The following is a 15,635-nucleotide window of genomic DNA, read 5'->3' as shown; positions in this document are numbered from 1 at the left end:
TAATCTCTGCTTTCTAATCCTATTCGTAGCCTTTACAGCCTACATTATGTTCGTCAAAAATGGCCCACCTTCTACAGCCAGCTACCAATGCCTAGGCACTGAGTTCACCTCACGGGCCAGTCGCTGCAAGTCATAATTCATCAAATTGACCTCTGACTCCAGTTGATCGAAAAGATTGGCTCGTCGCTGTAGTTCATCGGCCGTGTAGATCCCCCCCTGACTGATCAGCTTATTCTGGTCTGAGGTTAATTGTTGTGTTGTCAGGCCTTCGAAAGTGGCCCATCGTATTAATTGCTGTTGACGGATCGACTGCCGATTGATATTTCGGCTATTGGGTTGGTTCAGGTATGCCCAGACCATGGGTGGAAAGTAATTAGAGCGTATCGGGCCTGTCAGTATGTCCCGTAGCGGATTACGCTTATGGGTGATGTGTACTCGTTGGGTTGTCATTAGCGTAGTCAAGCCTATACCGGCACCAAACAAGCCAAACCCGATAGCAGAATATTTGATAACGGTTTTACTGACATTGCGCAGGGCCATGACACTGGTGAGTACCCCCCCAAACGCGCCAACCAAAATTGAGAGTAACGTCAGAACACGGGTACGACTATTCTTCTGTTCAGCTAGATAATCAGCTACTTGATCGGTCGTTTCTTCGTGACAATCCAGTTCAGCCGCCACACTGGCCAGTTCGAGCGAGACCAGCGTAAGCCGCTCATTGATTCGTTGATGCCATAGTGCTACGGGCGCATTTTTTGCTTCAGCCCGCGTTAAACCGCGTAGTTCGGGTAGCAACCGACAAGCCCATGCGGTTTCTAGAGCCGAAACAGAAAATCGTTTACGTAGTAACGTGTCCCGCTGAATGCCATGAATTGGCTCAAGGGGTTCGACAGAGTAGGCGGGTAAGGGTGGTAAAGGGGCGCATTGCGTCGCGTGTTCAGCCATTTGCTCTGCCCGCTCATTGCCCTTACAACCAGCAACTAACAAAAAGATAAGTAGCCAGGCGCGGTTAACCTGCTCAAATCGAAGACGTGTTAATGGAATTAACTTCATATTCTTACCAGATTCGGTTAACCTTAAGCTAATGCAGCACATCCAGTTGCAGGGTGGCTAAATCCTGTTTTATTAAATTGATTTCTGATTCAAGCTGGTCGAGCATATTGGCCCGGATCTGTAATTCGTCAGCGGTGTACGTACCACCAGTGCCAAAAAACAGGGCCCTTAAGCGGGTTTGCTCCTTGCCCGGCGTCGTTCCCAACTGTCCCAAGTCGTTCCACCGTTCCAACAATTGCCGTCGTACAGAGGAGGATGGATGGCCGGGTTGCGTTGGCTGGTTCAAAAACGCCCAGACCAAGGGCGGAAAAATTGAGGAGGTGTCAGGGCCTGTCCAAAGATCCCCCAGCGGGTTTCGGGGATGTTGAAATGGAACCTTTTGCTTTACCAGCAGAATTCCCAGACCCAATCCCGCTCCGGCGGCTCCGCCCCCAATGCCTAGCGCATTTAGGGCATCCGAATTTGACTTCCGGGCAAACAGGGCAATGGAGATGATACTGGTAAGGGCACCCACGGTTAGGGACGCAACGGTTAGTTTCTGCTCCCGGCCATTGGCCTGTTGCACCAGATAGGTAGCCACCTGATCAGCCCGTTCCTCTTCACAATCCATTTCAGAAGCAGTCGATGAAATCTGGAGGTTGGTTAGACCAATCCATTCGGTAATCTGCTGCCGAACAAAACGAAAAGCGGATGGATCAGGATGTCCTGACGAAGCCAGGCGTTTTTCCTGCATGACAAGCTCGTTCAGAAGGGGAATCATCCCCATCAGGTGGGCCATTTTCAAACTGTTCGGTGAGAAGCGCTTGGTCAGCAGGGTGTCGGTATGATTTAGATTAGTCAGTGACGCTAGGGCAGGATAGTCTCTTGTCCATGAAACAGACGAATGACAATTACTTCGTGCCAGCGTTGGGGGCTGTGCTGTATTTTGCAGGCTGGCGCAGCTGCTCATATAGACGAGTAATTCCAAGGATAGGCTCGCTATCCAACAAAATCGGATTAAATCGGCAGACATAAACGATTGATGAAAAAGCTTTGGTGAACGGATACTTAGGCCGTTACCTCCTACACCCAATTCAGTGCAGGAGGTAACGACAAAAGCTGGCAGGTTTCTTCACCTTCCTTCAGGATCTATTCAAGAATTGATAAGGTCTGAATCGTGCCAATTAGAGACAGCAACTGGCTTATATCCTGATCATAGTCCGCCGGATGTTCGTCGGGCGTAAACGCGCCATATCCTTTCATCTGATCAGAACGACTGTCCTGCAAATCAACCCATAAAGATGAACTAAGTGCATTGAGCCGTTGGCTCCAGGGCAGGTGACGGACCGCCAGTCCGTATTTACGCATGAGTTGAGCTAGTTCGTCCCGAATGGCCTCAATCTGATGGCTCAGTAGCGTCTGCTGATCTTCGGAAAGCGGGGGCTCAAGGTGATAGGTTATAGGGGGCATCTGCCGATCAAGGTCGACTTGTAGTTCCCCCAATCTCATTTCAATGATGTGCAAGACCGTCTCCAGCCGACGCTGATGCGATTCTGATAATTGAATTGTTTCCATAACGAGCCATGTTAATGATTTCCTACTTTCCAAACGCATCATGTCCGGCAAAGCGGGCAGCCTCGCCCAGCCGGTGTTCGATACGAAGCAGTTGATTGAATTTTTCGGTGCGTTCGGCCCGGCATCCAGAACCCGTTTTAAGCTTTCCGGCGCTGGTCGCAACGGCTAGATCAGCAATGAACGTATCAACCGTTTCTCCACTACGGTGCGAGATAAATGTCCGATACTGGTTTTGCTGAGCCAGCTGAATGGTGGCCAGCGTTTCGGTTACGGTACCAATCTGGTTGGGTTTGATTAATACGGAGTTTGCTACGTGCTGGTCAATACCCTTTTGAAGTAAAGTCGGATTCGTACAGAACAAATCGTCGCCAACCAGTTCAAGTCGATCACCCAGGGTAGCCGTTAGGGCCTGCCAACCGTCCCAATCATTTTCACCCAATCCGTCTTCCAGTAGCACAATTGGATATTGCCGCGTCCACTCATCCCAGAGCCGGATCATGGCATCACTAGATAAGCGTTCCCCTGTACTTTTAAACAGGACATATTTCCCATCCTGCCAGAGTTCGCTGGTGGCGGGGTCCAAACATAAACTAACCTGCTCACCAGGTTTGAAGCCAGCCTTATTGATCGCTTCCAGAATTAGTTCCACCGCTTCCTCATTGGCCTTTAAATCCGGCGCAAATCCACCCTCATCGCCCACACCCGTGCTTAGGCCCCGCTTTTTAAGCAGGTCTTTCAACGTGTGGAAGACCGCTTCTCCCATCCGAATTGCTTCCTGAAACGAGCTTGCTCCGTGGGGCGCGATCATAAACTCCTGAAAGTCCACGTTGTTATCGGCATGCCGCCCGCCGTTAATCACATTCATGCAGGGAACCGGCAACCAGACTGCATCCGTTAGGGGTAACTGAAGCTGGCGATACAAGGGCACCTGATTCGCCTGGGCCTGCGCACGGGCAAAGGCCATGGAAACGGCCAAAATAGCGTTAGCTCCCAATCGGGCTTTATTCGGTGTCCCATCCAGTTCGATCAGGCTGGCATCCAGCTCCTGCTGACTGGCAAACGACTTCCCACGAATAGCGTCTCCGATTTGGGATTCTACATTGGAGACGGCCTTCTGAACGCCTTTACCACCGTAGCGGTGCGGGTCACCATCCCGCAGTTCAACGGCTTCGTTTTCGCCGGTTGAGGCCCCGCTCGGCACCATGGCATGACCAGCGCTACCATCCTCAAGAATTAGCGTCGCTTCAATCGTTGGATTGCCTCGGGAATCGAGGACTTCGAGGGCATTGAGTTCCTGAATTTTCATCGTGAGTACCTATATAATTTAAATAAAAAATAATGCGTAATTGATGCCTTTTCTCTGGTTAGTACTGCCCGCTCAGACGACTCGCTGAAATGAATCCAGATTGGTCAACAGGAGGAGGGCTTCCTGGAGTAAGGGTCTATTTTTCTCAATAAATGCGTGAATGATCTCATAGGTGTCGATCAGCTCCAGACAGAGTGGGTGTGATGCGGGTGTGCTTTCGGCAAAGTGGTGGCTAATCCCTTCCTTGGCCAGATAGCCTGCCTTAGTATGATAGAGAATAGCCTGATGCACATCCTGTGCTTTTGCCAGTTGTAAAAGCTTCTGTCCCAGACTCGGCCCGAAATGTCGATGCCAGAAACGACTATTCGGCGATACTTGATGATACGTAACATAAATGCGGAGGCTACACCGCTGCGACCACTCAAGGGGCTGGTGATTCATTCGATTTAAGATTTAGTGATGTAGACTTATTGGTCTGGTTCGATAATGTAGATAGTCGTTGCCCTTCATGGTGCCTCCAATACCGGTGTTTGGGTTGACCAATCACTTGAGAACCGTAAATACTACGGTGTCCTGAACAGAGATAGGCGACCACGCAGGCAATGGCGACATAGGGTCCGCAGGCCGTGCCGAATAATTCAATGGCCATGATAATGCAGGCTAAGGGCGTGTTGGCGGCACCGGCAAAAACGGCCACAAATCCCATTCCAGCCAGTAAGGCGGTGGGCAGTGGTATCCAGTAGGATAGGGCATTACCCAAAGCAGCACCAATAAAAAACAAGGGCGTGACTTCACCTCCTTTGAAGCCTGCTCCCAGCGTCAGGGCTGTAAACGCTAGTTTAAGGGCAAATCCGTAGGGTTCAATGGGCTCCTGAAACGACTCGACAATAACCGGAACGCCCAACCCGATGTAGCGGGTTGTTCCAACGATCCACACGGCTCCGGCGACCAGCGCCCCACCCACCAGGGGTCGGAAAGGGGAAAACGGAATCCGGGATTTAAAGGCACGTCCAATGGCGTGGGTAAGTTCACTGAAAACAACCGCACAACCGCCAAAAGCTAGTCCCGCCAGGCCCGCATACAGGGCATAAAGTGGCGAGAGTACGGGTACAGAAGGGATGACATAGTGCGTGTGACCCACCTGCCACCAGCGCGTAACCAGGTCAGCGCCGATAGCCGCCACAAAAGACGGAAAAATAGCTTCGTAACTAAGTCGGCCAATAAAAAAGACTTCCAAACCGAAGACCGCTCCAGCCAGGGGCGTTCCGAAAACAGACCCGAAGCCTGCACTCATGCCTGCAATGAGTACTAATCGCCGGTCACGAGGGCCCAGACGGAATAGTCGGGTAAACTGATCGGCAATCGAACCACCCATTTGCAAGGCCGTTCCTTCCCGTCCTGCCGAGCCACCAAATAAATGAGTGCCAATCGTCCCTAAAAGCACTAAGGGAGCCATACGAAAGGGAATAATAGCGCTGGGTTGGTGAATATTATCCAGTAGCAGATTATTGCCCGCTTCGACCGAGCGGCCTACATAATGATAGAGTAACCCAATTAGCAGTCCCCCTAATGGCAAAAGGGTGATGATCCAGCGGTGAGCTTCCCGCCAGGCAGTCGCGTAATCCAGCGCGACCAGAAAAAAAGCCGATGCCGTGCCAACGCCTATGGCAATCAAACTACAAATTAGAAGCCATTTGCCAATAAAGAACAGGGTGGGAAAGCGCCGAAGTACGGTAAGGACGCGGGGAGAGCGCAGGGAAGGTGCGTCAAATAAAGACATAGGCACTGTAGCTACAGGATAAGTTGTAGAGTACAGGCGCCATCAGCCTTATTAAGGGCGGTTCCGGGAAGACACCATTTCCAGGTATTGTAAGCCAAAGGTAGCACTGCTTGTGGAATAAACAATGCTTTTTTGCCTATACCCGGAAAGAACAACGAGTCAGGTATGTTTTAAGAATGTAATACGGTCAATATTTTAGGACGGGTCACGACCAATTTCGTTCAAGAAAAGGTTATCTAATATTATTTTTTGGGCCGATAATGTACTATTAATGAATCGTTTATTAAAGATCAACATCCAAAAAAAACGTTCACGAAAACGTCGGTTTGATTTTAGGACAAGACAGTTTTACTGGTAGTCCGAAGTTAAGCTATTTCTTGGCCCCTGATTCGGGCGGCTTATAGTAATTTTTCCAGCGCCGTTCTAACGGCCCATGGCTCCCATGAGCGGCTACCGGACTGAGCATATCACAACTCAAATGGGGGCGCTTGTAGTTGTAGAGAAACACCCCTTTCTCCAACAGGGTGTAGGCCTCCTCCAGCGAACGAACCGGTTGATGGCTTAGATACTCCTCTTTAAGAATTCCATTGACCCGCTCGGCCACCGAGTTCTCTAAGGGGTCCGAGTTCTCCGTCATGCTGATTCGAATATGATAGGCATCCACGACCTTGGTATATTCATCACAGCAGTACTGGATACCCCGGTCGCTATGATGAATCAAGTGCGGTCCCATTCGTTTGGTGATTTGCTTGAGTGCCATCTCCAGGGCTCGTCGAGAATGAACGGCTTCCAGATTTTCCGCTACAGCAAAACCCACAATTCGATGCGAATAGGCGTCGGTAATCAATGAAATGTACAGATAGCCAGCCTCCGTTAGCCAATACGTTATGTCCGCCACCCAAACCTGATTAGGCCTTAAGATGACTAAGTCCTTGATCAAATTCGGGTATTTGCGAAACCGGTGCCGAGAGAAGGTGGTGATCATCTTTCGCCTTCGCTTTCTGATTAACAGATGGTTAGCTGCCATTAAGTCGAACAAAGCGTCCCGACCCATTTTTATTCCCCTTTGGCCCAGCTCTTCTTTAAGGAGCCAGTATAGTTTCTTACCTCCCATGCGAGGGTGATCCTTTCGAACTGCTTCGATCAGATCCAGCACTTGTTTATCGGCTTCTTCTCCTTTAATCTGCCGATGGTTATGTTGATAGTAAGCTTGCCGACTAAACCCAAACAATCCCGTGATCCGCCGAACGCGGAGGTGAGGATAGCTTACTCGAAGGAGTTGGATTGTTTGGTAACGGACTTTTTTTCGATGGCGATGCCCAGCTCCTGCTCGGCAACCCGAATGACGGTCGAATAATAAAGCACCTGAGTTTGAGCTTGCTCCAACTCTTTCTGGAGCTGTTTGACTTGTCGGGCCAACTCATCGGCCTTATGGGCCATCTGTTCGACAATCGTTGGCGGTGGCTGCTGGCTGGCTTGTTTCATGGCGTCTGTGCGCTGAAAGTTCTCGTGGCGTACCCGGTCCAGCCACTTTCTAACCGTGTGGCGAGTCAAAACGTTAAACTTGGCCATGGCCTGATCAATGGTCAGCCGACCCAGGTTGATCTCTTCAACCATCTGACGCATCTTGAGCTCATGCGCCTGAGTACGAAGCAAAAATAAGTGGTCCATCTGCTTAGAGTGATGGTAAACTCATTTTAGGACAAGACAAGGTCATCCGTAATGTGATTACTTTACGACCAAAATTACTTACTATCAATTCCCATGGAGCCTAACCCCCATCACCGTCAGGAGCACTGGAATACTGTGTATCAAACCAAAGAAACCGATCAGGTTAGCTGGTACGAGCCGGTGCCTGCCGAATCGCTGCGTTTCATAGATGAAGCCAAGCTACCCCAATCCGCCCGAATCATCGACGTGGGCGGGGGCGATAGCCGATTGGTCGACTGTCTGCTGGAGCGGGGTTTCGAGCAAGTTACGGTGCTGGATATTTCGGCGGCTGCGCTCGACCGAGCCCGGCGGCGGCTTGGTGCACAGGCCAACCGGGTCACCTGGGTGGTGGCCGATGCGACCCGGTTTCGACCGGACACGCCCTTTGATTTCTGGCACGACCGGGCCGCGTTTCACTTCCTGACCAGCCAGTCTGAAATAACTGACTACCTGACGCTGATTCGGGATAACCTGGCCGCAACGGGGCGGCTGGTGGTGGGTACGTTTGCCGAAGACGGGCCGGGACGATGCAGCGGCTTACCTGTTCAGCAGTATTCCGAAACCCAGTTAACCGCTACGCTGGGGCAGTTTTTCAACAAGCGATATTGCCAGCAGGTCGAGCACCCAACGCCGTTCGGTACGCTTCAGCCGTTTACGTTCTGTTCCTTCGGCCAGCGGTCGGCGTAGACGTTACTGACAGAAGCACGTAGCCATCAGTCCCAGCCCCATTTTTTGAAGACCGCGTGGCCTTTGTCAGATTGCAGAAACTGGACGAACTGCCGGGCTGTATCGGCCTGCCGGGTCGTTTTGCTCAAGGCAATCGGCGTACCCCGAAAAACGACTTCCGATGGGGGCAACGACACCACCGCCGTTTCGGTCGTCAGCCGGTTATGCCACGACGCATACGTGATCCAGGCATCGTAGCGGCTGTCCTGTTTCCAGGCGGCAATGCCCAGCGCCGAATTGGCGAACGACTGCCCGATGTTGGCCTGAATGCCGCCAATCAGGTTTTGCCGACCGGCCAGGTCTTCCCATAACCCTAGTTGCCCGGCCCCGTTCACGTCGAGGATGGTAATGCCCGGTTTGGTCAGGTCGCGCAGGGTTTTGATCTGCTTCGGATTGCCGGGCCGCACCAGGATGGCGGCCGCCCGGCGGTACAGTTCCGTGCGACTCGCGGCATCGACCAGATCGGGGTGCGCGGCCGTAAACTGGGTGAGCATATATTCCGAACCGCCAAAAAACAGGTCGGCACGTTGCTGCGCGTCGGCCAGCCAGACCACATCAGGACCAGCAACCACCTTAACGGGGTGGCCCGTCTGCTGCCCAAATAGGGCAGCACATTCATTCAGGGGGCCAAACGGACCACCGGGACCATACACATGCAGGGTGTCGGTTGGGGTCTGAGCCGCGAGTAATCCGGGCGTAAATAACATAGCGAGAATCGGCCAGTGCCGGAAGTTGGTCATACGTGTGTTGATAAAACCGGAAGTGAATGGAACCTGATCGGGCTTTCCGACACACGCCGAGCAGGCCACAAAGGTGACGCAATCCGCTCCCACCTGGCTATCATTTTTCGGAATGCCCCCGCACCAGTTATGATTGGCGCACCGGTCGATGGCTCCCTACTTTTGAGCCGGTCGTCTGGACATACTTATCCAGCCAGGCGACTGACACGACCATGAAACGCAAGCCATTAACCACCTATACTATTGCCGATTACCCCAGTGATGCCACGGATCAGCGTGGGTTTTACATGATTCAAATCGCCGATCTAATCCGGCAGATGCGGGGTATCGACCAGCCCCACGCCCATGCGTTCTACCTGGTGATGTACGTCTGGGCCGGGTCGGGTACGCATACTATCGATGCCCAAACATACACCGTTACGCCCCCGCAATTGTATTTTCTGGCACCGGGGCAGGTACACGGCTGGAGCCTGAGCAATGATGCCCAGGGGGTGCTGCTCTTTTTCGATGGGGCCTATTTTCAGGCCCGTTTTCCCAAACGGTTGTTCGACTACCCGTTTTTCCGGCCCGACCGGCCCACGGCGCTGCTGTCGCTCCGGCCCGACGCCCCCATGCTGCCTACCCTGTTCGACTGGGCGTACCGGGAGTTTACGCACCCCCGGCCCCGGCAGGCCGAGGTGTTTGCCTCGCTGCTGCACCTGATGCTCGAAAACGCCTTTCAGCTTTACGAAGAGGTGGCTTATGTACCTGCCCACAACCGCAGCGGGCTGGTGCGTCGGTTCGAGGAGTTACTCGATGCACAGTTTGCCAACCAGCGAAGCTGCCAGGCTTACGCCGATCAGTTGCGCGTCACGCCCAATTACCTCAACAGTTGCTGTCGGCAGCAACTGGACAAAACAGCCAGCCAGCTCATCCGAGACCGTCTGCTGGCCGAAGCCGACCGATTGTTGCTGCATACCGACTTGACGATCAAGGCCATCAGCTACACGCTGGGTTTTACCGATACGGCTTACTTCTCGCGCTTTTATCGTAAAAACAATGGGCAAACGCCCCAGCAGCGCCGCGAGTTACCGCCTGATAATCATTGAATTGTCCTGTGTAACTGTTCTTTTGTCTCTTTATCAGACCGCCCGAAGCCGGTAGCTTTGGCCCTACTCATCAACACTGTTATGATTACCGAAGCGCCAATCCCTGCCACTGACATCGACCTCCACGACGAGCCACAGTCGTTCTGGACCCGCTACATTTTTAGTACCGACCACAAAGTCATCTCCAAACAATACCTGCTGACGGGCATGGCCTGGGCGGTGATTGGGGGGGGGGCGTCGATGCTGATTCGGCTGCAACTGGGCTTCCCGGCTGCCAGACTGGGCTGGCTGCGCCCGTTGCTGGGCCACTATGTGAGCGAAACGGGCCAGCTCACGCCCGACAGTTACCTTGGGCTGGTCACCATGCACGGGGCGATCATGATGTTTTTTGTGCTGACGGCGGGGTTGAGCGGTACCTTCAGCAACCTGCTCATTCCGCTCCAGATAGGGGCGCGGGACATGGCATCGGGCTTTATCAACATGCTGTCGTACTGGTTTTTCTTCGCGGCCAGTGCGGTGATGCTCTCGGTCTTTTTTATCGCCACCGGCCCGCCCGAAGGGGGCTGGGTCGTGTATCCGCCCCTGAGTGCCTTACCCCAGGCGGCTGGCGGGTCAGGCCTGGGCATGACGTTCTATTTGCTGGCGTTTGCCCTGTTTGTGATTTCTACTCTGCTGGGGGGTATCAACTACATCGCTACGGTGATCAACTACCGCACACGGGGCATGTCGATGCTACGGCTCCCGCTAACGGTCTGGGCCTTTCTCTTCACGGCCATCATTGCTACCATTGCCTTTCCGGTGCTGCTCTCGGCGTTTTTGCTGTTGTTTTTCGATCATTCGCTGGGGACCAGTTTTTTCCTGAGCGAGATATACATCGGCGGTCAGGCATTGCCCGAAACGGGTGGAGCCGCTATTCTTTATCAGCACCTGTTCTGGTTTCTGGGCCATCCAGAAGTATACATTATTTTTCTGCCCGCGCTGGGCATCACCTCCGAAGTGATTGCCACCATGTCGCGCAAGCCCATTTTTGGCTACCTGGCTATGATCATCTCGATGGCTGCCATCGTCTTTTTATCATTCGTCGTTTGGGCACACCACATGTTCGTGTCGGGTATGAACCCGTTTCTGGGGTCGATTTTCATGCTGCTGACGCTGATTATTGCCGTCCCCTCGGCCATCAAGGGCTTCAATTACATCACCACGCTGTGGCGGGGTAACATCATCTTCAGTCCGGCCATGCTGTTTGCCATCGGGGTGGTCTCGTTTCTGTTTACCGGGGGCGTCACGGGCATCGTTCTGGGCAACAGCGTACTCGATATTCAACTGCATGACACGTATTTTGTGGTGGCCCACTTTCACCTCATTATGGGGTCGGCCTCGTTCTTTGGTACAATGGCCGGCATTTATCACTGGTACCCCAAGATGTTTGGCCGGCTGATGAACGCCACCTGGGGAGCCGTGCATTTCTGGCTGACATTCGTGGGTGTCTACCTAGTTTTCTTCCCCATGCACTACCTCGGTATCGCCGGGTTTCCGCGCCGGTATTATTCGTTCAGCACCTACGATTTTACCCATTCGTTTACCGACCTGAATCAGTTTATCAGCGTCGCGGCTTTCGTGACGTTTGGGGCGCAGTTTATTTTCCTGTTCAACTTTTTCTGGAGTATGTTCCGGGGGAAGTACGCTCCGCAAAATCCCTGGAAATCGAACACCCTGGAATGGACCACGCCCATTGTACCGCTCCACGGCAACTGGCCGGGTGAGCTGCCGCTGGTCTACCGCTGGCCCTACGACTACAGTAAACCCGGTGCTATCGATGATTTTATTCCGCAGACGGTACCCCTGGCGGCCACGCCCGAATCGAATCTGCCCCACGAGCAGGAACAGGTACGGATCGAAACGAGCGAGGGGGTGTTGGTGGGTACTCCCTCGTCCATCGGGGATCGACCATAACTATTGGTGATTGGCGGAGGTTCTGAAAAGGCCTGACCTTTGAAACAACAAAACGGGCTAAACCCCTTATACTCATGAAAACGAACACGATTAAAACCGCAACCCAGCCCTGGTGGCTGATGGGCCTTCATGGTGGCTTTTATGCCGGAATGGGCCTGGTCCTGCTGATTCATCCAACAACGGCATCGTTACTCCACGCCCTGCTGCTAGGTGGCCTGCTGCTGGCCGCCGGGGTTTGCACGATGATTCTGGGCTTCCGCCGGAAACGCCACGAACAGGTCGATAGCTGGTTTATCATTTCCGGTATTCGGGACAGTATCTTCGGGGTTGCCCTGCTGGTCGAAGCTGGTCAGCCACTGGCGATGATAGTCAATATTCTGGGGCTGTGGGGCATCGTTTACGCTTTTTTGCAAGCCATCGAAGCCATTTTCTACTTCCTGGGCACCCGTTCCGACGAGAAAGAAGATTACGGCGTCGAGATCATTCATGCCATCTGCGTGCTGGTAGCCGGTGGCTTTGCCTTCTCCTTAGTGATGCGTCCCGACGGGCTGCAAACGTCCCTGGGTTTCGTAGGACTGTTTCTGCTGGTGCTGGGTGGCTTACAGGGTCTGCTGACCGATCGGTTACAAAAAGCCAGTCTCCGCTAACCGGACCATCCGTAAATCTGTTTGGTGCTTATTCGTCATTTATCCCCTGAATTACCATGACTCATGTCCTGCTATTACTCCTGCTTGGTCTGCTGGCCGGTGCCCTGAGCGGGCTGATTGGCATCGGCGGGGGTATCATCATCGTACCGGCCCTGGTGCTGCTCTTCGGCTTCTCGCAGACAACGGCGCAGGGAACGGCCCTGGCCACCTTGATTCCCCCGGTGGGGCTGCTGGCCGCGTTTGCCTACTACAAAGAGGGGGCTATCGACATTTGGGCCGCCGTCTGGATTGCCGCCGGATTTCTGATCGGCGGCTTTTTCGGAGCCAAACTCGCCACCATGATACCCGTCAAGCTAATGACCAAAGGTTTTGCGGTCCTGCTGGTTGGTATTGCCATAAAACTGTGGTTCACGAAATAAGTAAACGCACAACGATAAAAATGGAAACGCAACCTGATCTGCCCGCACCCCGCCAAACTGACTCATCGGCCGATGCGCCGGTTTGGCAACTGATTACTTGGCTCAACGCGCTGATTGGCCTGATCGCTGTGGCTATCGTCGGCCTGCTGATCGTTGTCGTTATGGTCGGACTCGGCGACACGACCGCGCCGGCCCAATCGGTTGCCTGGACCACTGGCCCGGCGGTGCAGACGGCCTCCGTAACTCCGGTTGTTTCATCGCAACCCGACGGGCAGCCCAAACCCAACTACTGGCACCCGCCCGGCGATGCCCAGTTGCCCGCCGGGGCGGCTGGCAAAGAGATCCGCTACGGGCGGGAATTAGTGGCCCACACCGCCAAATACCTCGGCCCGAACGGATCGGTATTACACCTGTCTAACGGCATGAACTGCCAGAACTGCCACTTGGATGCGGGCACCAAAATCATGGGCAACAACTACGCGGCCGTTTTTTCGACCTATCCCAAATTTCGGGAACGGTCGGGGGGTATCGAGACGGTGGTGAAACGCATCACGGACTGTTTCGAGCGGAGCTTGAGCGGCAAAGGACCCGACAGCAGCAGCCGTGAAATGAAAGCGATGGTAGCCTACATGAAATGGATCGGCACGGGTGTTCCCAAAGGCGATAAGCCAAAAGGGGCGGGCCTGGCGAAACTGGATTTTCTGGACCGCGCAGCCGATCCGACCAAAGGTAAGTTGCTGTATGCGGCCAAATGCCAGAGTTGCCACGGGGCGAAAGGGGAAGGCATTAAGGTGGCGGGTGACGCGCAGTACACCTACCCACCCCTGTGGGGGCCGCACAGTTACAACGACGGAGCGGGCCTGTTCCGGCTATCCAGTTTTGCGGGATACGTTAAAAACAACATGCCGTTTGGAGCCAGTTACGAAAGCCCGATGCTGACCGATGCTGAAGCCTGGGACCTGGCGGCCTTTGTCAACTCGATGCCCCGGCCCCACAAAGATCAACACAGAGACTGGCCGAAGATCGAAGCCAAACCCGTCGATTTCCCCTTTGCGCCCTATGCAGACGCATTCAGCGAAAAACAGCACAAATTCGGGCCATATCAACCCATTGCCGACGCAAAGAAAGCGGCTGACCCGCAAGCAAAATGACTAAATTCAATCTCAACCCAGTTCGTATGAAAACGCTCAAAACAATCACTATGCTGTTTGTCACCGCCCTGCTGGGCGCAACCGTACCCGCCCTGGCGCAGACCAAAGACCCGTCAGTTTTCCATGGAGCTGAAGCCACCAAAGCCCATTATAAAGCGGCCTACCAGCTCGACAGCGAAGAACCCGATAAAATTAAAGGCACCCTCCGCAACATCCAGAACGCCCTCGACGATCCCCGGCTCAAGGGTAAACTCGACCTCGAACTGGTCGTTCACGGCCCCGGCGTAGCCGCGTTCAGAAAAGACAGCGGTTATGAGGAGATGGTCAAAAAACTCCAGGACCGGGGCGTAACCCTGTCCATGTGCGAGAATACCATGCGCGAGCGTAAAATCAGCAAAGACGAACTGTTTCCGTTCCTGTCCTACGTGCCGAGCGGCAATGGCGAGTTGATTATCCGGGGGCAGGAAGGCTGGACGATCATTCACCCATAATCCAATCAACAAGACTTTCCACCGGAATTTCATCCATATTCGCTCATGAAAATCAACCCAATTCTCGCTACGATAGTGCTCATGGCCAGCCTCCTTACCGACAGTCAGGCGCAGCCAGCCCCTACTCCGAACCGTTTCGACCCACCCTGGAATACGCCCCCCACCGGTGGGGTATCCTTCACCGTACCGGGCGTCGATAATGTGCCCGACCTCTACGGCGACATCGTCAACCCGCAGTTGGTGGTGTTTATGGGCGGCAATCAGTTTATGGTACTGGACGATCTGCTGGCCGCTTTCAAAAAAGACTATCCCACCTACACCCGGATCTTTGTGGAGACGCTGCCGCCGGGTATTCTGGCCAAACAGATGGCCACCGGCTCGATCGTCATCGGCAATATGCGGATCGACCACCAGCCCGATGTGTACCTGGGCGGCAAAAAGCGGGTGCAGGAAAACCGCGACCGGCTGGTGAGCATTCAGACCTACGCCCGGAATAAATTGGCGATTATGGTGCGAAAAGGCAATCCCAAAAAGATCACCGGACTGAAAGACCTGAGTCGGGCCGACGTGAGGATAAGCATGCCTAACCCCGCCTGGGAAGGCATCGGCGGACGCATCGAGGAGGCCTACATAAAGGCCGGGGGCGACGCGCTCAAATCGGCCATCATGCAAACGAAAGTAGCCGACCACAGCACATTTCTGACCCAGATTCACCATCGCCAAACACCCATGCGGGTGCTCTACGACGAGTCGGACGCGGGGCCAGTCTGGTTTACCGAAGCGTTTTATCAGCAGAAGCTGAAGAACCCCGTCGAGCTGATTGCCATTCCCGATATTGAAAACGTGGTGGCCGAATACCAGGGGGGCGCAGTCAAAACGGCCCCGCATCCCCAGGCTGCCACCGACTTTATGACCTTCCTGACCGGGCCAACCGCGCAGGCCATCTACAAAAAATATGGCTTTCAACCGCCCATTGCCCCCTGACCGGGCCTTCAACCCGGCCTAATTTACCTGCCT

The 15,635-nt window shown here is 53.8% G+C and carries 17 protein-coding genes and 1 riboswitch; of the genes, 8 read left to right on the top strand and 9 right to left on the bottom strand.

What is annotated here, in order from left to right; translation table 11 throughout:
- Window positions 1–81 precede the first annotated feature (81 nt).
- The 8 genes from ACYVK4_RS31585 to ACYVK4_RS31550 form a co-directional block, all read right to left on the bottom strand.
- The gene (locus ACYVK4_RS31585; protein ID WP_461131576.1) at window positions 82–1,053 is read right to left on the bottom strand and encodes a hypothetical protein; all 972 of its coding nucleotides are present in this window, start codon (window positions 1,051–1,053) and stop codon (window positions 82–84) included.
- Window positions 1,054–1,081: 28 nt separating this feature from the next.
- A complete protein-coding gene (locus ACYVK4_RS31580) occupies window positions 1,082–1,831 on the bottom strand; it encodes a hypothetical protein (protein WP_461131575.1) in 750 nt (249 codons plus the stop codon).
- Between the two features lie 350 nt (window positions 1,832–2,181).
- On the bottom strand, window positions 2,182–2,607 hold the full coding sequence (locus ACYVK4_RS31575) for a hypothetical protein (protein WP_461131574.1): 426 nt from the start codon (window positions 2,605–2,607) through the stop codon (window positions 2,182–2,184).
- 22 nt (window positions 2,608–2,629) lie between these two features.
- A complete protein-coding gene (eno, locus tag ACYVK4_RS31570; protein WP_461131573.1) occupies window positions 2,630–3,913 on the bottom strand; it encodes a phosphopyruvate hydratase in 1,284 nt (427 codons plus the stop codon).
- Window positions 3,914–3,985: 72 nt separating this feature from the next.
- Window positions 3,986–4,354, bottom strand: coding sequence for a DUF190 domain-containing protein (locus ACYVK4_RS31565; RefSeq protein ID WP_461131572.1), 369 nt, complete (start codon window positions 4,352–4,354; stop codon window positions 3,986–3,988).
- Window positions 4,335–5,693 carry a voltage-gated chloride channel family protein gene (locus ACYVK4_RS31560; protein WP_461131571.1) on the bottom strand — a complete coding sequence of 453 codons (1,359 nt, stop codon included), beginning with the start codon at window positions 5,691–5,693 and terminating at the stop codon, window positions 4,335–4,337. Before ACYVK4_RS31560 ends, ACYVK4_RS31565 begins: the two co-directional genes overlap by 20 nt.
- A 26-nt stretch (window positions 5,694–5,719) precedes the next feature.
- Window positions 5,720–5,784: riboswitch (Fluoride riboswitch) on the bottom strand.
- A gap of 279 nt (window positions 5,785–6,063) precedes the next feature.
- Window positions 6,064–6,978 carry an IS3 family transposase gene (locus tag ACYVK4_RS31555; protein WP_026260772.1) on the bottom strand — a complete coding sequence of 305 codons (915 nt, stop codon included), beginning with the start codon at window positions 6,976–6,978 and terminating at the stop codon, window positions 6,064–6,066.
- Window positions 6,960–7,364 (bottom strand): hypothetical protein, encoded by a 405-nt coding sequence (locus ACYVK4_RS31550; RefSeq protein ID WP_245563720.1) that lies wholly within the window; start codon window positions 7,362–7,364, stop codon window positions 6,960–6,962. Before ACYVK4_RS31550 ends, ACYVK4_RS31555 begins: the two co-directional genes overlap by 19 nt.
- Window positions 7,365–7,457: 93 nt before the next feature.
- Here ACYVK4_RS31550 and ACYVK4_RS31545 point away from each other — a divergent pair, with 93 nt between their 5' ends.
- On the top strand, window positions 7,458–8,090 hold the full coding sequence (locus ACYVK4_RS31545) for a class I SAM-dependent methyltransferase (protein ID WP_018619840.1): 633 nt from the start codon (window positions 7,458–7,460) through the stop codon (window positions 8,088–8,090).
- A 26-nt stretch (window positions 8,091–8,116) separates the two neighbouring features.
- On the opposite strand, the gene ACYVK4_RS31540 is transcribed toward ACYVK4_RS31545, so the two are convergent.
- Window positions 8,117–8,869: a substrate-binding domain-containing protein gene (locus tag ACYVK4_RS31540; protein WP_018619839.1), complete on the bottom strand. Its 753-nt coding sequence runs from the start codon at window positions 8,867–8,869 to the stop codon at window positions 8,117–8,119.
- Between the two features lie 212 nt (window positions 8,870–9,081).
- On the opposite strand from ACYVK4_RS31540, the gene ACYVK4_RS31535 reads away from it, so the two are divergent.
- The 7 genes from ACYVK4_RS31535 to ACYVK4_RS31505 all read left to right on the top strand — a co-directional run bounded on the left by ACYVK4_RS31535 (window position 9,082) and on the right by ACYVK4_RS31505 (window position 15,602).
- A complete protein-coding gene (locus tag ACYVK4_RS31535) occupies window positions 9,082–9,957 on the top strand; it encodes a helix-turn-helix transcriptional regulator (protein ID WP_018619838.1) in 876 nt (291 codons plus the stop codon).
- Between the two features lie 81 nt (window positions 9,958–10,038).
- Window positions 10,039–11,910 carry a cytochrome c oxidase subunit I gene (locus tag ACYVK4_RS31530; RefSeq protein ID WP_018619837.1) on the top strand — a complete coding sequence of 624 codons (1,872 nt, stop codon included), beginning with the start codon at window positions 10,039–10,041 and terminating at the stop codon, window positions 11,908–11,910.
- A gap of 74 nt (window positions 11,911–11,984) precedes the next feature.
- The gene (locus tag ACYVK4_RS31525; protein WP_018619836.1) at window positions 11,985–12,557 is read left to right on the top strand and encodes a DUF308 domain-containing protein; all 573 of its coding nucleotides are present in this window, start codon (window positions 11,985–11,987) and stop codon (window positions 12,555–12,557) included.
- 56 nt (window positions 12,558–12,613) lie between these two features.
- Complete coding sequence (locus ACYVK4_RS31520; RefSeq protein ID WP_018619835.1) at window positions 12,614–12,976, top strand: sulfite exporter TauE/SafE family protein; 363 nt, start codon at window positions 12,614–12,616, stop codon at window positions 12,974–12,976.
- A 20-nt stretch (window positions 12,977–12,996) separates the two neighbouring features.
- Window positions 12,997–14,127, top strand: a complete 1,131-nt coding sequence (locus ACYVK4_RS31515) for a c-type cytochrome (protein ID WP_018619834.1) — start codon at window positions 12,997–12,999, stop codon at window positions 14,125–14,127.
- Window positions 14,128–14,153: 26 nt separating this feature from the next.
- The gene (locus ACYVK4_RS31510) at window positions 14,154–14,618 is read left to right on the top strand and encodes a DsrE family protein (RefSeq protein WP_026260770.1); all 465 of its coding nucleotides are present in this window, start codon (window positions 14,154–14,156) and stop codon (window positions 14,616–14,618) included.
- Window positions 14,619–14,663: 45 nt separating this feature from the next.
- Window positions 14,664–15,602, top strand: coding sequence for a molybdate ABC transporter substrate-binding protein (locus ACYVK4_RS31505; protein ID WP_018619832.1), 939 nt, complete (start codon window positions 14,664–14,666; stop codon window positions 15,600–15,602).
- The last annotated feature ends 33 nt before the right edge of the window (window positions 15,603–15,635 follow it).

Source organism: Spirosoma aerophilum (assembly GCF_054782495.1).
This window is presented reverse-complemented; position numbering and strand designations above follow the sequence as displayed.

Bases quoted from the DNA above. Each gene is read 5' to 3' on its own strand.
- ACYVK4_RS31585 (WP_461131576.1), bottom strand. From the start codon at position 1,053: ATGAAGTTAATTCCATTAACACGTCTTCGATTTGAGCAGGTTAACCGC.
- ACYVK4_RS31580 (WP_461131575.1), bottom strand. From the start codon at position 1,831: ATGGCCCACCTGATGGGGATGATTCCCCTTCTGAACGAGCTTGTCATG.
- ACYVK4_RS31575 (WP_461131574.1), bottom strand. From the start codon at position 2,607: ATGGAAACAATTCAATTATCAGAATCGCATCAGCGTCGGCTGGAGACG.
- eno (WP_461131573.1), bottom strand. From the start codon at position 3,913: ATGAAAATTCAGGAACTCAATGCCCTCGAAGTCCTCGATTCCCGAGGC.
- ACYVK4_RS31565 (WP_461131572.1), bottom strand. From the start codon at position 4,354: ATGAATCACCAGCCCCTTGAGTGGTCGCAGCGGTGTAGCCTCCGCATT.
- ACYVK4_RS31560 (WP_461131571.1), bottom strand. From the start codon at position 5,693: ATGTCTTTATTTGACGCACCTTCCCTGCGCTCTCCCCGCGTCCTTACC.
- ACYVK4_RS31550 (WP_245563720.1), bottom strand. From the start codon at position 7,364: ATGGACCACTTATTTTTGCTTCGTACTCAGGCGCATGAGCTCAAGATG.
- ACYVK4_RS31545 (WP_018619840.1), top strand. From the start codon at position 7,458: ATGGAGCCTAACCCCCATCACCGTCAGGAGCACTGGAATACTGTGTAT.
- ACYVK4_RS31540 (WP_018619839.1), bottom strand. From the start codon at position 8,869: ATGACCAACTTCCGGCACTGGCCGATTCTCGCTATGTTATTTACGCCC.
- ACYVK4_RS31535 (WP_018619838.1), top strand. From the start codon at position 9,082: ATGAAACGCAAGCCATTAACCACCTATACTATTGCCGATTACCCCAGT.
- ACYVK4_RS31530 (WP_018619837.1), top strand. From the start codon at position 10,039: ATGATTACCGAAGCGCCAATCCCTGCCACTGACATCGACCTCCACGAC.
- ACYVK4_RS31525 (WP_018619836.1), top strand. From the start codon at position 11,985: ATGAAAACGAACACGATTAAAACCGCAACCCAGCCCTGGTGGCTGATG.
- ACYVK4_RS31520 (WP_018619835.1), top strand. From the start codon at position 12,614: ATGACTCATGTCCTGCTATTACTCCTGCTTGGTCTGCTGGCCGGTGCC.
- ACYVK4_RS31515 (WP_018619834.1), top strand. From the start codon at position 12,997: ATGGAAACGCAACCTGATCTGCCCGCACCCCGCCAAACTGACTCATCG.
- ACYVK4_RS31510 (WP_026260770.1), top strand. From the start codon at position 14,154: ATGAAAACGCTCAAAACAATCACTATGCTGTTTGTCACCGCCCTGCTG.
- ACYVK4_RS31505 (WP_018619832.1), top strand. From the start codon at position 14,664: ATGAAAATCAACCCAATTCTCGCTACGATAGTGCTCATGGCCAGCCTC.